This is a genomic window from Streptomyces flavofungini (assembly GCF_041028215.1).
Taxonomy (GTDB): domain Bacteria; phylum Actinomycetota; class Actinomycetes; order Streptomycetales; family Streptomycetaceae; genus Streptomyces; species Streptomyces flavofungini_B.
In genome coordinates this window covers 28,410-42,998 of record NZ_JASKYR010000004.1, presented here as the reverse complement: position 1 = coordinate 42,998, position 14,589 = coordinate 28,410, and the positions used below count along the sequence as shown (strand labels likewise).

The window sequence follows — 14,589 nt, the reverse complement described above, 5'->3', positions numbered from 1 at the left end:
GACGGGGGAGGCGTAGGGCGGTGGCGGGCACGGCAAGGGGCCCGGCGCGTCGCATGTGAGTGCGATGCGCCGGGCCCCTCCGCCACGGCCGCCTACTTGTTCAGGCTCGCCCAGAACTCGTCGAAGGACAGACGCTTGTCCGCGTCGGAGTCCTTCGTGCCGATGACGGCCTCGGCCACCGTCTCGGTCATGTAGAAGTCGCCCATCTTGGCCATGGCGCTCTTCCACTCGGCCGCCGTGATGAAGCCGTCGCCGTCCGCGTCGAACTGCTCGAACGTCTTCCGCGCTTCCTCGATGTCCGCCACCGGATCCACCCCTTCTCGTGCACTACTGACGGGGGTCAGGGTATCGGCCGTACGGGTGACGCCGGGGACGCGGGCTCAGCACTCGATGATGTTCACCGCGAGCCCGCCCCGCGCCGTCTCCTTGTACTTCACGGACATGTCCGCCCCCTGCCCTGCTAGGCGCTTGACCTGCACGTTCGAGGGCAGCGGAGTGGTCCGCCACGACAGTAGGGACTTCTCAGGGACTTTCGGCCGGGAGGGGTCCTGCAGCCAGGCGTCCATGGCGGCGCCGCCACGTTGCCCCGCGCCGGGCATGAAGTGAGCGTAGTGGTCGAGCGTGACCTTCGGTGTCGAGTGCCCGAGCCACTTGGAGAGGCTGACGATCGACTCGCCGGCCTTCAACTGGACGCTCGCGTAGGTGTGGCGAAGGACGTGGAACATGTCCTCGCGTGGGGCGGCGTAGCGGGGCACCCGACGAATCCGGTTGCCGTCATGGCGGACCTTCTCGCCCACGGGTGTGATCAGCCCGGCGGCGGCGAGGGCACGCTTCCAGCTGCGGTCGTTCCAGGTCCGGTAGTAGATGCGGTTGCCGTGTGACGAGGTGAGGATCAGGTCGACCGTAATCGGCTTGCGCTGGCGCTCTTCGAGTGCGGTGGTGGGCGCCTCTGGGTTCCGCCAGGGCAGCGTGCAGGAAGTCGACGGGAACCGGCGGAAGTGAGCTCGGGCCCGGAGCGCGAGATTGGTCGGCAGGGGGACCTCGCGGATCTTGCGCCCCTTGGGGAGCGAGAAGTAGGGGCGCCCCTTGATATCCCACCTGAGCTGGCGGCGGACGTGGACGACTCCAGCCGCGAAGTCGAAGTCCTCTTCGGCGAGACCGAATGCTTCGCCTTGGCGCAGCCCGAGGCCGATGCCAAGGTCGACAGCGATCTGGTAGCGGTCCTGCAACTTCGCGCGGACGGCGTCGACGACCTCACGTGACCACGCCTTGGCCTTGCTGTCGATCGCTCGTGGGGGCTTGACACTGTTCTTCATCTTCATCGGGTTGCGCAGCAGACGCTGGTCGTCGACGGCATCGGCCACGAGCGCCTCCTCTCGCGATCAGTCAAAGGAGGCAATCGAAACGCGCACGGCAGTATTCCTGGCGGAGGAGACGGCGCTTGCACTTGCGGCAGCAGGTGAAGTTGGGCTGCCTGGCGATGCTCTGCTACACAGGGGCGCCCGGAGCAGGATCTTCCTCATCCAGCTCCAGTTCGATCTGACTGGACCGGGCGGGCTGGGCAGCATGCCATGCTTCAAATTCCTTGTCCGACACTCCGAACCAGTTGCGGAGAGCCTTCTTAAGTGCGCTGGTCGCCAGCTTCTTAGCCTGTTCCTCCCGCTTGTCGGAGCCGAGCGCAGGCTGGCTGATCTCGAGAGCCTTGCACTGCTGCTTAACGCACAAGGCCAGGTAGAGGCGCCGGGCGTCGCAGAGTCCAGCATCGAAGGCATCTCGATCGGTCAGCCACGGGGAGATGTGCTGCCAGACCGAGGGCATGGTGAGGGCCTGCATCCAGAAGTACCGGAAGTACACCGCGTTGGGGGTGTCCATGTTGGCGATCTGGTTGATCGGGTTGCTGCAGTCCTTGCTGAAGGCGTACCTACGGTCGCGGGCGCGGCCACGGTCCATCGCGAAGAACGTGTTCCACGCCGTGACCAAGGCGTCCGCGAATGCAGGAAGATCCTTAAGGTCGGCACCACCGGGCTGGTTCTTGCGCATCTCCCACAGGGAGCCGAGAGTCATGATCATGCCGAGTTGACAGGCGTGTGTGTTGAAGACGCCGAAGGCGATCTTGCAGCGCCTGACGGCGTCCGGGCGGACCGAGCCGAGGTATTCGTGAGCACGGTGCTCGTCGAACTCGGCTTCCTTCTCCTTCTGAGCCTCCCAAGCTCGGATCACGTCTGATTTCGGCGGTTTCGGGCCGTCCTGCGCGCGGTTGGCCTGGTAGTGGTCGTAGCTGTCGCGCAGAGTCCAGTAGATCCCGACGCCGCCGAACAGGGCGTCATGGGCGAGCTGGGCGTGGGTGTTCGCAGTGTGCCAGCTGTCCTTGAAGCTGGTGAGACTGGCTGCATGGGCGGCGTACGGCGCGGTCCGGGACAGGAGAGTCAGGATTGCCTGACCCCAGGTGTCCATGAACCTGCTGGCCAGGGCTTCCGAGCGGCCGAGGGGAAACTTGGTGTCGCCGATGCTGTCCAGATCGTAGGGGTAGCCGGCGTCGTCGAAGTACTCCGGCAGGAGGCTAACCAGGTCGAGCTGGGTGCGCATGAAGCGGTCGCGTTCCTCGCCCTTCTCTCTGCCGCTGATCGGCTGAGCCAGGTTGGTGAGGTACTTGGGCGGGCCGAAGATGCAGCGGTTGACGGCCATCTTGAGCAGATGGATGTTCGTCATGACCGACCAGCGGGCGGGGCGACTGGTATTTACCTCAGGGTTGTCGTATTCCACGGCGTACAGCGGCAGATACGTGCCGCTGCGGCCACGCAGGGCACTCAGCAGACTGCGGGTGAGTACGTTGGACAGCTCGCCGTCGGACAACAGGATGATCCGGGACTCGCTCGGGGGGCGCGCCTCCTTGTTGACGTCGACGAACAGCTTTCGCGCCGCCTCATGCGCCCGAGAGGATTCGCCAGTCTCACCCGGGAACCAGCAGACCGTCACCGGCACCTCAATCTTCGCCAAGTCCAACTCGGAGACTTGGTACTCGTGGAGCAGGTGCTCAACCTGGTGCTGATAAAAGGGGCGGAACTGTTCACCGCTGCCCTGCCAGCTACGGGACAGAGTCCGCTCGATCGCCAGCAAGGCCATTGCCCGGTGCTGGCCGTCGAGGACGACAAGGCTCGACTCCGACTGGTTCCACCACAGTTTGCCAAGGTTTGCCCCGTGGAGCTGTCCGTCGGCGCCGACGAGACGGTGCACCCGGAAGGCGTTGGCGGCCCGTTCCTCCTGCCATTGCGCATCGTCATGCTCGACCGAGGTCGGGGCCCCCAGCGCAGGGAAGGCGGTCGGCCGTTTGTTCTGAAACGGCAGGAGCACGGCCACGATCGGAGGAAAGAACGCCGGACCGGTGGACTTCTGCTTGAGTAGATACGGGATGAGGTTGACAGCCACCCGGTGATCGTCCAGGTCCCGTTGAAGCAGCTGGTTGAAGTCGAGATCTCCCGCGTCCATGACCTCCCGAACCGGGACCAGGCTCTTGGTGAGCTGCCGCTCGGGCGCGTCGGCGTCTCCTCCGAGCCTGGCCTTGGTCATGATGTAGTCGACCCGGCCGGCCGGAGTGTCAAAGCTGCCCCAGGTGCCCTGCACGTAGTCACGGAAAGTAATCTTGGAGCCTGCGCCATACATCCTTACGTTGCCTCTCTGAAGACGGTCGTGCCGCGGCAGGCGGCAGGAGAAGGTGCTCATGGGGCCGCTCGGAGGTGCGCAAGTTAGGCCCTCGCGCGAACATCGGCGGCCGGTGGTGCATGGGAGCGGCGCCGTGGGCGGGGCGCCGGAGGCACCCCGCCCACACCGCCTCACTGGTCCTTGTATTCTTCGCGCAGCAGCGCTTCCGTGAACATGCCCCAGTACGTCCGCAGATCATCGAAGCGCTCGGGGTCCTCGTACATACCCTCCGCTCGCGCGTAGCCCATGAAGAGCAGGTCGATGGCCGCCTCCGCTCGGCGAGCCAGGTCGGTGAGCTCCTCCGGCTCCATGCCTTGCGCGCCCTCGTCGGCGACCTTCTTCAACGGCGCGTATACCTTGTCGAAGAACGCATGGCGGTGGTTGAGCTTGACCACGGACTTGCCGTTGAGGTGGTGAATCACGAGGAACTCCTTCCCTGGCCACTGTGCGTCCAGCAGCGTGATGGGCTTGGAGTTGATCTGCTCACGCAGCTTTTCGATCTTTGCGGCGTCCTCGTTGGCGTCCAGGCCCATGTCTGCGGCGGCTTGCTGAACCACCTTCTCCTCCTGCTCGGGGGTCGCCCCCCGGCCGGCCAGGCCGTTGGGAAGGGCAGGGACGACCTTGGAGGCGGTGTCCATGCTGCCGCTGTGCTCGCCATTCTCGAACCGCTTCTGGGTCTCGGTCTCCTTCCACATAGCGCGGACCTGCCTGAGAGCCTGCTTCATCGGGGGCTTGAGCCACTCCCGCAGTTCGGTCCGCAACTTGCTGACCGGTTCCGCCCCGCGCTTGACGTTGCGTACCTGGAAGTACTCGTCCAGCTCCGCAGGGAAGCTCACCTCTACCGCGACGTAGCGCAGGACCTTGTCGCTGCGTCCGCCCTCAAGCAGGCGCGGGATGATGTCGTAGTAGATCTCACGGCCGTTGCGCAGGATGCTGATCTTGGCAGTGTTGTCGGCGTTGATCTGAAACTCGGTGATGTCCTGGCCCTTATGGTCCGTCTCGCCGCCCGCTCCCTGCCAGGGTCGGAACTCCTTGGGGACGATGGCTACCGCGACGTGCACCTTGTGGCCGTCGATGGTCAGGTCGGTTTCCTCGACGAGTTCGCCGCGCGGGTCCAGCGGCTTGTAGCGGGAGATGATCCTGGGGTTGTCCCGGAGGAAGAGCGGGTCGTGGAGCGTGATGACCTTGCCGTCCAGCTCGAACACCCGACCGGTGTCAATGTAGGTTCGGTACGCGCGGGCGATGAACTTGCGCAGTTCCGAGATTTTTTGGTCGAGGGATGTGCCGTAAGTGCCGCCACTGGAGAGTCGGTCAATCTTCCCGAATACCACGACCGTTCCGGAGGCGAACGGCCGGTCGTCGCGCCCGACCATCAGCTTGGCCGCCTCAGCGGGCCAGACTTCGGCCTCGGTGGTGGTGATGTACTGCTGCTTACCGTCCCGGATTTCTTGCAGGTCAATGTAACTGTGATAGATCTTCGGGTTGCCCGTCTGCTTGCTGTAGATGTCGATGCGCTCACCCAGGCTGAGGCCGGCGAGCTTAAGCCCGACGCCGAACCGTCCCAGTCCCTCGCGCTTTCCGTAGCGGCTGCTGTAGCCCATGGAAAGCACATGGTGCATCTGAGTGGGGTCGATGCCGATGCCGTTGTCGGAAATGATCATGCTGTCGATCGTCTTCTTGCCGCGACCGAAGACCGGTAGCACACGCATCAAGGTGGCTTCGGCTTCGATGGAGTTGTCTAGCGGCTCTCCGATGGCGGCGGTGAGGTCGAAGCCAGCGTCGCGCATGGAGTCCAGTGCGCGGTCTACCTGAATGAGTTCGGCGCGATGGTCGTCCGGAGAGAGGAAGAAAGGTGTCGTCATTTCGAGTCCTTAGCTGGCGTCTGTGGGCAGGGACTCATGGCGTCCCTGGGCTTGGGTGTGGAGGCGGGTCTGTCTCGCGGCCCGCTGATTGGGAAGGCAGAACGCGCACGGCGTGGGGTGGAAGTCGGGCCGGTCGGGGTGGATGCGGTTGGACACGTGAGGCGCTAGGAGATGGAACAGCGCACATTCGACGTCGTAGGCCCCGGCCACGCTGGGATGCACGTCGTAGGTGAAGTAGTCGCCGTGCCGGTCGGTGCAGTGTCGGAGGAGCCGTCGGCGGATGTCGGTGTCGCTGCGACCGATGTACGTCGGGCGGCCGGCCGCCGTGTACAGGATGTAAGTACCGATCCGCTGCGGCGGGATGAGGGCGCGGACGAGCCAGGGCCGCAGCCGGATGGGCCTGGGGGTCACGCACCAGCCTCCGCATTCCGCCAGAGCGTCCTGGCGTGACGGCGGGCGCGGCTGATCCGCTCGCGCATCCGCGGCAGCGGCACACCGAGGTGGCGGGCCATGGAGGCGGCGTCGTGGCCACGAGCGAGGTCGTCGAGCAAGTCGCGCTCGGCGCTGGCAAGTTCCTGCTCGGCCTGCAGCCACGCCATGATCTCCACGACCAGGTAGCGGGCGTCCGCGTGCCCGTGGTCGGCGCGCTCGTGGTTGAGCGGGACTACGGGGGCGATGACGCGGCGGCGCTCCAGCGCCTCATACGCGTGCCCCATGGCCGACCGAATGCGGTGCTGAGCAGGGGTGGAGGCGTCCGTCGGGTTGCGCAGGAGCTCGTCGAGCGCGCGATCGATGCGGTCGAGCTCATAGGTGTCGCGACTGGCCAGTGCCTGCTTCTGCAGAGCAGTGACCGCCCCGGCGACGGGGTGGCTGATCATGTTCGCTCCGGGTTGTCTGGTGGTGGGCCCCATGCGGTGGCACACGTCCGAAAGGTGAAGCGGTTATATGAAGTTGTCTGCTTGAGAGTACTTGGCGGGACTGACAGATGACGGTGTTTTGCTTGAAGTCGGCTGCTTCGGTCCAACTGCCCCCTCACTCCTAGAGGTCGGGTGGCAGGCGCAATTGTTGCACCGCGTCCGTAAGGTTTTTGACGGACCGTCGGGAAAAGTCAGGCGGCAGATACGCCAGGACCCGCCTCCCGAGCGATGAGGGAGGCGGGTCCTGGCCGATGTTGGCCTACTCGGCGGTGACGGCGATGAGGTTCTGGATGGAGCGCAAGTCTTGTCGTCCGGCGAGGAAGCCGATGCCGCGGTGCAGGTGGATAAGAAGCGTCTTGCCCACGGCGGCGTCGGTGGGCTCGTCCCCATCCGCGACGCACCTTTGCTTGAGCAGGGCCAGGTAGATGTCACCGTGCGGGCCAGCGAAGGTCTTCCAGGCGATCTCGACGTTGGAGTCAGTGATGACCTCTCGCACGAGTGGGGTAGAGGGGTCGCGCAGGGAAAGCGCCAGCGCCCATCTGCACAGTTCGTTCCACTGGGTCAGGCCCGTGTGGCGCTTGAGCCAGGACAGCTGGTCCTTTGCGGCTTGGGACAGCCGGATGGTGATCTCAGACGGCATGCAAGGCTCCCTCGGTCCACCAGTAGCCTTCCGCGACGCGGGTGGTGAACGTGGTGTCATCGTGCACGAGGACATAACTATGGGCGATGGACGGCTTCAGCCGCTGAAGGAGGTGCTCGTCGATCTCCTCGTCTGTGGACAAGAGGAGGACCTGTCGGCCAGCGTGAGGGAAGTACCGGTCGACGAGGTGTTCGCGATGGCGGCTGTCCAGACGCCCGAGCGGGGTGTCGATCACTGTGGGTAGACGGTTGCCCGCGACTTTAGCCAGCCCCCATAGCAGCGAGATGGCCAGCAGTTGCCGCTCTCCCGCGCTGAGTCGGGCGGGGTCGAGGGGTTCCTCGTCGCGGTTGGTCAGCGCGAGCGTGAACTTGTTGGTATCGATCCGCAGGTCCTTGATCAGCCCGCTCTTGCGCATCAGCGTCTGGAAGCTGCGCAGCACAGCTACTTCCAGGCTGCTGATGTGCTTACGCAGGAGCGCCTCCCCAAACCGATCCAACGTGGTGCGGGCCTTGTCTGCATAGGCGACGACGCGCTGGAGTTCCTCCTCGCGGACGAAAGTCCTGACCATCTTCTGTCGCGCGCGCTCCAGGTCCGCTTCGAGACGCTCATGTCGGGACCTGGCCTCCGCGACCAGCTCTCTGTGCTGCTCCACTGCGGCGCGGGCGACGATGACCGCCTCGGAAGCCTGCTGACGGTCTTCGATCAAAGTCTTGATCTGCTGCTCGTCGGGAACGGCCGCCAACTGGCGCTCGGCCTGCTGAAGTTCGTGCACGGTTTTGTCGGCTGAGCGAAGAAGTTCCGCCGCGCGGGCTGCGTCTGCTTCCAGCACCTCGTCGAGCGCCGCCAGTTTCTGCGGGAGATCGGGCGGCAGAGACAGGTCTAGGGCCAGTTCGGTGGCTGCTGCGCGCTTCTTGCGGTCTGCGGTCAGTTTCCTTTTCAGCGCCGTGCGGTCTGCGGTGGGCACACCGTCCGGCAGCTGGTCGACCAGCCAGGCGTCACGCCTCTCGAGGACGCCGATGACCTGACGAGCTTCGACCGCCTCCTGCTCGCGCACGGACTGTTCCTGCAGTGCAGTCAGTTGCCCGCGTAGCAGCAGAAGTGGCAGGGGCCCCTCGGCGAGGCCCCGAAGGTCCTTTTGCGTCTGGGTCAGACGCTCAGCCGTGGCCTCCTTCGCAGCCTCGAGCCCGCGCCGCTCCTCGTAGAGCCTTCCCCCGGCGCGTTCGAAGTTGCGCTCTATCTTGGCGAGCTGGGCCTGGGCGACGTCCAGGTGCGAGGTGGCCTGCGCCAGGAGCTGGCTCTGGTCAGAGACCTCCTGGGCCGCCGCCTGTGACTTGACCTTGAAGTCGCGGATCTGCTCCAGAAGGCCCTGATCCTCCTGCGACAGCCGTTGGCGGCGCTGGAGGGCGAGCAGGTCGGTCCGCAGCTGTTCGACGGCCCTGACGCCGAGGAGGGACTGTACGGCAGCTTCGATGACGTCGGCGGCGCGCTCGGGGTCGGCGAGCTGTTCCACCTTCTCGCCGTCGAAGAAGAACAGCGACGCCACCTCGAGGGGGAGGATTTCTTCGACGTGCTCAGCCCATGTCTCGCTGATCGTGTCGTCGTACTTGCCGTCCACATTGACGGCGAGGCTCTCCCGCACCTGCTTGCCCTTGGCGAACCAGGTGCGGGCCACTTCGTAGGTGCGGGGACGACCCTCGACGGTGATTGAGAACTCCAGCCGCAGCTCGGCGCCCCGCTGCGGATCGGCTGCCCGGTTGATGCTCTCACGCAGGTAGGTGTCGTACGAGCGGTTACCGCGCCCGCTGCAGCGGGCCCTGGGCCCGTACAGCACGAGCTGGATGGCGTCGAGCAGGGTCGTCTTGCCGCAGCCGTTCAGGCCACCGATCAAGACGATCGGGCGCTTGGGCTTCACCCGAAGGTCCAGGCTCTGCCGGCCCTGGTAGGCGCCGAAGTCGTGCAGTGTGAGGTTATGCAGGTGCATCGGTGGTGATCTCTTCGTCCGCCGTCGTCTGTGTCGGGTCGCTCTCGCGCATTTCCTGCAGCCGCTTGGCGAACCGCAATGCGTCGTCCGCGTCCTCGTAGTAGCCCTTCTTGATCGCCTTCTCCAGGGCCTCGAAGAGGCCGGCCCGCCGGGTCATGGTCCGATACTGGCGCTCGATCGCGAGGAGCTCACGGGTCATCGAGAAGTGGATCGGATCGTCCTCGCAGGCATCCTTGAGCAGGCCGATCTCCTCGGCGCCTAGGACGAGCTGCTCGTCGAGCGGCAGTCCGGGGAACTTCTCGCCGGTCGCCTGCTCGTAAATCTGCGGCAGGGAGTCCTCGACTTCGTGCTTCTCGAAGACCCAGATCCGCCGGATCTCCTGCAACTCTGCCATCGAGATCAGCTCAATGTTGCGCACGTGCTCGGGCGCCTTCTTGCGGACCTGGGCTTGGGCGGCGAGGAGCTTGCGCAGCCAGTCTTCGCGGGCTGACTGCTTGTATGGGCCGGGGATGGGCCGGTCGCCGAACAGCTGCACGTTGCCGTTCATGCGGCGGAAGTCCCGTGTTTGAGCTTCCTTAGTGACGTCGTCGAGCTCGTTGCGCAGCTTGAGCAACGGCCGCATCCACTGCTTCTCGTCGTCGTTGCGGATCATGGCGGTCATCGACTTGTCCTGCTCCACCAGCGTGCAGGTCCAGCACCCGAAGCGGCTGTCACCGCACGAGGGGGTGGTGTCGTCGACTACCAGCGGGCACTCGGAGTCGTCCGACGCACCCTGGTACATGGTCAGCAGATCCTTGTTCTTGTGGCCCCACGGATTGGGGTATTGCATCAAGAACGCCCAGACCTCCTCGGTCGACCACGCCTCGATGGGGCTGTAGACGAGGGAGTTGGGGAGGTTGCCGTTGGGTGAGAGTCGGTCGCGGACTCGCCCCTTCTCGTGCCGGGTCATCGCTCGTGCCCGTGCTTGGCTTTCCGCCTTGCGGATTCCCAGTACGAGGATCGCCTCGCCGTGCCGTCGTACGACGCGCCGGATAAAGGCGTTCGATGGCTTGATCTTCAATCGCTCGGTGCACCACCGGAACTTCGGACGGGGTGCAGGGTAGCCCTTGCCGATCAGGCTGACCCAGAAGGTGTCTTTGATCTCCGGGGTCAGTTTGTGCGACTCGATGGGCAGCTGCTGTTCCTGCGCGGCGGTGCGCATGGTGTCCAGGGACTGGCCTACCCATGCAGAGACGACGGGGTTCTCCACCAAGGTGTCCGTGCTGATCACATGCACCGGCTTCGTGCGCTGTTCGGCCGGAAGGTCCTTGAGCGCGAGCCACACTAGTTGGAGGACGGCGGTGGAGTCCTTGCCGCCGCTGTACCCGACCACCCACGGCACCTCATCAGCGACGTAGAGCTCGCGGATCTCCTCCGTCAGCTCCTCGACGATCTCCGCCAGGGGCCGGTCCTGGAAAGGCGCCGCCTTTGGGGTGCTCATGACTCTCCTCGCAGGTAAGCGTCTTCTGCACGCTGTTCCTCGGCGCTCAGCTCGAGCTTCAGGTGCTGACGCAAGTAGTTCACGGTCAAGGTCAAGTTTTGGTGGCTCTTGGATACCCGTCCGCCGACCAGCGCGCGCCCCTCCCAGTCGGTGTTGGCGCGCGACCAGTCCACCGACGACAGGCGCTTAAGCGTCGGCGTCCAGCTTCGCGGCGCCAGTGACTTGCGCAGCAGCGAATTCCCTATCCGCCCCAGCGCGTGCAGTGCAATCCCGTGGGTGTGCAGGTAGTCGCGGCGGACGTCTTGCGCCGACAGCTCCCTACGTCGGACCAGCATCCACTCCGGGATCACCGCATCGACCGCGGCCCAGTACGCCTCAGCCAGCTCCCGGGACTGGTCCTTCGTGATCTCCAAGCCCTGCAGCAAGGACTGGGTGGCGTAGTACACAGAGCTCAAGGTGAATAGCTTGCGCGAGCGCTGGGACAGCGTGGAACTCTCCATCTCCACAAAACCCTTGAACACTGACGCACGCATCGCCAGCAGCCGCACCGTGGTCGCCAGATCGTCACGATGGTCGTACAGAACCCCGATGGAGCGCGGCGGCCGTACGGCATGCCGGTTCAAGTCGGCGAACATCTGCTGACAGCGGGCGAGTCCGGCGTCGTGGAAGAAGACCACGGCGATGGTCTCCTCGCCCAGGTCGGGGTTCTCCTTCAGGGCCTGCTCGATCGCAGCACGCCGGTGCTGACCGTCGTTGATCAGAAATCGGGCAGCCATCGAGATCACGATCTGGCCGGCCCGCATCCCTACGCCGCTGTCCGCGATGCCTTCGAAGCGCATGTCACCGTCGACGGAGGCCGTCAGCGCGCTGAAGACGTAGTCGGTGGGGTTGTCGACGAGGTAGCGCGTCAGCGCTGGCAGCCGTCCCTTGTTCAAGATCCGCTGGGCGCGCACCTCGGGTGCCAGCTCGTCCTCGTCGAAGAGGAAGATCTTCGGGATGAGCCGCAGTGGGCACATGGACACGTAGAACTCGCGCCCGGCTTGGATGCCGCGGATGGCTGGAAAAACGTACTCGAAACCGGCAGAAGTCGCCGGTTCGACGGACTGAGAAGCTGCAGAAGATCCCACCCGCTCACGCTATCGTACGTCAGGTAAATGACGTACGGGACGTGCAGATTAACGCTCAAAGGTGGATTGGGTTCGATGGTGACGTATCTCGATGCGGCGGCGACGACGCGCGTGGACCAGCGGGTGGCCGATATTGTTCTGCACTGGATGACCGCGGAGTACGGCAACGCCGGCAGCCGCCACGAGTACGGCATCCGGGCCAAGCGCGGGGTAGAGCGGGCCCGTGAGTACCTGGCGAGCACAGTGGGCGCGGAGCCTGACGAGCTGATCTTTACCAGCGGCGCCACAGAGAGCAACAATATCGCCCTGCTGGGGCTCGCCCCCTACGGCGAGCGCACCGGCCGGCGCCACATCATCACCTCCGCCATCGAGCACAAGGCGGTCCTCGAGCCGCTGGAGCACTTGGCCGACCGTGGGTTCGAAGTCGAGTTCCTCACGCCCGGCCCCTCCGGCCGGATCTCGGTGGAAGAGGTGATGGAACGGCTGCGGCCAGACACCCTCTTGGTATCTCTCATGCATGTGAACAACGAGACCGGGGTGATCCAGCCGGTCGCCGAGCTCGCGCAGCAGCTGCGGGCCACCCCCACCTACCTGCATGTGGATGCCGCCCAGGGGTACTGCAAGGTACCCGGCGACCTCAGTGCGCCCATCGACATGATCAGCATCAGCGGGCACAAGATCGGTGCTCCCAAGGGTGTGGGAGCGCTGGTCACCCGCCGCCGCGAGGAGATGGACGACGAGCGCGTTCCCCTCGAGCCCATCATGTTCGGCGGCGGCCAGGAGCGGAAACTGCGTCCCGGTACCCTGCCCGTTCCTCTGATCATGGGGCTGGCCGAGGCGGCGAAGATCTTCGAAGCCGAGCACGCCCAGTGGCAGGTTGCTGCCCAGGATCTGCGTTCCCGGCTCCTGGCCGGGCTTGCCTCGACGAGCTTCCAGGTCAACGGTGACCAGGATCACGTCGTTCCGCACATCCTCAACCTGTCCTTCGAGGACGTGGACGCCGAGGCATTCCTCGTCACTCTCAAAGACCTGGTCGCGGTTGCGACAGGCTCGGCGTGCACCAGCGCCTCCTTCACACCCAGTCATGTGCTCCGTGCCATGGGACTGCCCGAGGAGGCGGCCTCGAAGGGTTTGCGCTTCTCCTGGACCCCCGGGCAGGCAGCAGACTTGGACGTGGAGGAGCTGGCCCGAGGCGTCGCGAAGCTGAAGCCGAGATATTGAGATCTGCTCATTCACATGCGTGGATGAGGCGATGCCCGCGCAGGGCCCGTCCGCAGCGGGCGAGTTCGCTCTCCCACCCATTCTCTGTGCCGATCAGGTGCGGGTGCGCGTACAAGCCGGCCCGCACCTCGGCCTCGGTCAGCCGCCGATACTTGGCGGCGTCCGGATCGGCGGGGTGGAGAAACTCGTGCTTGCGGTGCAGTAGCGGGCGGTTCTCGCGGCTGCCGTAGAAGTGATGGAAGGTTTCGAACGTTGTGAGATCTACCTGGTAGGACGTCAGCAGACGGGGATGGGGGTCGCGATCGAAGTCGGGATAGTCCAGCCAGCTGACTGCTCGCCCCCGGTGGCAGAGCTTGAGCACCGTCCACGCCTTCGGACGCCCGGCAGCGACAGCAGCACAATGCTCATACAGTCGCAACACTGTGGGCATCTGCTCCACAGCACGCAGATGGACGTACAGGGCGGTGGGCGTCAACTTGCCCACCGCGGAGGCGTTCATCGCCCCACGGACGTAGGTGTCGTCCCGCAGCTTGAGCAGTAGTCGATCTGCGCGCTGGCATGCCTCTTTGTAGGACGAGAAGAACGCCCGGATGTCCAATTGCACAGTCAACGGCAGGCTGGTGAACGGCCCTCGGCCATTGAAGAGCTCGACCGCGAGGAACAGTAGCGTATTGAGGGTGGTCCGCTTGGCGCCCTCGTCCACCTTGGCTGGGTCGGCGGATTCACGCACGAGCCGGTTCACCTCGGCCGGGCGCAGATGTCCCAGCAACTGGGCAGTGGGCAAGGGCATCTCCTCCAGCCGCGGTGGCCGCCCTCGACGCTCCACATGGTCAACCAGCGCAGCAATCGCGGAGGCCCTGTCGTCCGAGGCCAGCCAGTGGTCGTCGGCGATGATGCGACGTGCCAGGTAGCTCAGCCGCGCTGTGTCGTCCTTGAAGGCGTAAATGATCCCCGGTGAGGCGGAGACGGCACGGCCCCCCGTGACTTCTTCTACGTACGTCCGTAGCTCGCGGGTACCGTACAGGTGTTGGAAGGTGTTGCGCCGGGTCAACAGGCCGTCACCAAACTCCTCCCCGCTGACCTTCGACCGCTCCCAAGTCAGGCGCGCGGAGACGATCAGGACTGTGCTTGCCAGTCCCCAGGCACGCTGAAGGGTGCGGCGCCGCTCAGAGGGGTCCTCGATCACGTTCAGGACATAGGTCAGCAGCACGACTGGGCAGGGTTCCAAGCGCACATCCGGCTGGTAGAACGGATCCCAGCCGACCGCTTCACACCCCATGTGCTCCAGCGCGCGCACATCCTCCCCACGCCCGCACCCGTAGTCGAGCACTGCACTGCCCGGCAGGATCTGCCCGTCGACGACCGCCTGGCGAGCAGGAACGGAAAGCCCACCCCTGCTGATCGCGGTCAGCCGACGGTCGCTGCCCCAGCCTCTCTGGCCCATTGATCACGTCCTCACGCACAATCAATTGACAGACCCGACTGCATCCACGAGACGGCCGTTGAACAACCTGACCGCCGGAGACCGCCGGGTACGTTTCAGCCCCGGCGACATGACCGAGGTCAGCGGTCCACCGGGGCTTTCGCGCTAAGGATAGCTCTGGCTGACAGACGTGAGCCCTCTTTCGCTTGGAAGCTCCTCGCCATCTACGGCTGCCGGGC

12 protein-coding genes are annotated in these 14,589 nt (G+C 65.1%); 1 reads left to right on the top strand and 11 read right to left on the bottom strand.

Annotated elements, in window-relative coordinates:
- Positions 1-92 precede the first annotated feature (92 nt).
- The 10 genes from AB8Z36_RS00635 to dndB all read right to left on the bottom strand — a co-directional run bounded on the left by AB8Z36_RS00635 (position 93) and on the right by dndB (position 11,706).
- Positions 93-305: an EF-hand domain-containing protein gene (locus AB8Z36_RS00635; protein WP_369211172.1), complete on the bottom strand. Its 213-nt coding sequence runs from the start codon at positions 303-305 to the stop codon at positions 93-95.
- 75 nt (positions 306-380) lie between these two features.
- Positions 381-1,364, bottom strand: a complete 984-nt coding sequence (locus AB8Z36_RS00630) for a tyrosine-type recombinase/integrase (RefSeq protein ID WP_369211171.1) — start codon at positions 1,362-1,364, stop codon at positions 381-383.
- A gap of 124 nt (positions 1,365-1,488) precedes the next feature.
- Entirely contained in the window at positions 1,489-3,720 is a 2,232-nt protein-coding gene (locus AB8Z36_RS00625; RefSeq protein ID WP_369211170.1) for a hypothetical protein, read from the bottom strand.
- Between the two features lie 110 nt (positions 3,721-3,830).
- Positions 3,831-5,561 carry an ATP-binding protein gene (locus AB8Z36_RS00620; RefSeq protein WP_369211169.1) on the bottom strand — a complete coding sequence of 577 codons (1,731 nt, stop codon included), beginning with the start codon at positions 5,559-5,561 and terminating at the stop codon, positions 3,831-3,833.
- Between the two features lie 9 nt (positions 5,562-5,570).
- Positions 5,571-5,972: a GIY-YIG nuclease family protein gene (locus tag AB8Z36_RS00615; protein WP_352280953.1), complete on the bottom strand. Its 402-nt coding sequence runs from the start codon at positions 5,970-5,972 to the stop codon at positions 5,571-5,573.
- Entirely contained in the window at positions 5,969-6,439 is a 471-nt protein-coding gene (locus AB8Z36_RS00610) for a hypothetical protein (protein ID WP_352280951.1), read from the bottom strand. The genes AB8Z36_RS00615 and AB8Z36_RS00610 overlap by 4 nt, the downstream gene beginning before the upstream one ends.
- Before the next feature lie 298 nt (positions 6,440-6,737).
- The gene (dndE, locus tag AB8Z36_RS00605; RefSeq protein WP_352280949.1) at positions 6,738-7,118 is read right to left on the bottom strand and encodes a DNA sulfur modification protein DndE; all 381 of its coding nucleotides are present in this window, start codon (positions 7,116-7,118) and stop codon (positions 6,738-6,740) included.
- The gene (dndD, locus tag AB8Z36_RS00600) at positions 7,108-9,099 is read right to left on the bottom strand and encodes a DNA sulfur modification protein DndD (RefSeq protein WP_369211168.1); all 1,992 of its coding nucleotides are present in this window, start codon (positions 9,097-9,099) and stop codon (positions 7,108-7,110) included. The genes dndE and dndD overlap by 11 nt, the downstream gene beginning before the upstream one ends.
- Positions 9,086-10,579 (bottom strand): DNA phosphorothioation system sulfurtransferase DndC, encoded by a 1,494-nt coding sequence (gene dndC, locus AB8Z36_RS00595; RefSeq protein ID WP_352280945.1) that lies wholly within the window; start codon positions 10,577-10,579, stop codon positions 9,086-9,088. The genes dndD and dndC overlap by 14 nt, the downstream gene beginning before the upstream one ends.
- Entirely contained in the window at positions 10,576-11,706 is a 1,131-nt protein-coding gene (gene dndB / locus AB8Z36_RS00590) for a DNA sulfur modification protein DndB (protein WP_369211167.1), read from the bottom strand. The genes dndC and dndB overlap by 4 nt, the downstream gene beginning before the upstream one ends.
- A gap of 75 nt (positions 11,707-11,781) precedes the next feature.
- Between dndB and dndA the strand changes: the two genes are divergently transcribed.
- Complete coding sequence (dndA, locus tag AB8Z36_RS00585; RefSeq protein ID WP_369211166.1) at positions 11,782-12,927, top strand: cysteine desulfurase DndA; 1,146 nt, start codon at positions 11,782-11,784, stop codon at positions 12,925-12,927.
- 7 nt (positions 12,928-12,934) lie between these two features.
- Here the strand turns inward: dndA and AB8Z36_RS00580 are convergent, their stop codons facing one another.
- The gene (locus tag AB8Z36_RS00580; RefSeq protein ID WP_369211165.1) at positions 12,935-14,371 is read right to left on the bottom strand and encodes a DNA phosphorothioation-associated putative methyltransferase; all 1,437 of its coding nucleotides are present in this window, start codon (positions 14,369-14,371) and stop codon (positions 12,935-12,937) included.
- Between the last annotated feature and the right edge of the window lie 218 nt (positions 14,372-14,589).

Bases quoted from the DNA above. Each gene is read 5' to 3' on its own strand.
- AB8Z36_RS00625 (WP_369211170.1), bottom strand. From the start codon at position 3,720: ATGAGCACCTTCTCCTGCCGCCTGCCGCGGCACGACCGTCTTCAGAGA.
- AB8Z36_RS00620 (WP_369211169.1), bottom strand. From the start codon at position 5,561: ATGACGACACCTTTCTTCCTCTCTCCGGACGACCATCGCGCCGAACTC.
- AB8Z36_RS00610 (WP_352280951.1), bottom strand. From the start codon at position 6,439: ATGATCAGCCACCCCGTCGCCGGGGCGGTCACTGCTCTGCAGAAGCAG.
- dndE (WP_352280949.1), bottom strand. From the start codon at position 7,118: ATGCCGTCTGAGATCACCATCCGGCTGTCCCAAGCCGCAAAGGACCAG.
- dndD (WP_369211168.1), bottom strand. From the start codon at position 9,099: ATGCACCTGCATAACCTCACACTGCACGACTTCGGCGCCTACCAGGGC.
- dndC (WP_352280945.1), bottom strand. From the start codon at position 10,579: ATGAGCACCCCAAAGGCGGCGCCTTTCCAGGACCGGCCCCTGGCGGAG.
- dndA (WP_369211166.1), top strand. From the start codon at position 11,782: ATGGTGACGTATCTCGATGCGGCGGCGACGACGCGCGTGGACCAGCGG.
- AB8Z36_RS00580 (WP_369211165.1), bottom strand. From the start codon at position 14,371: ATGGGCCAGAGAGGCTGGGGCAGCGACCGTCGGCTGACCGCGATCAGC.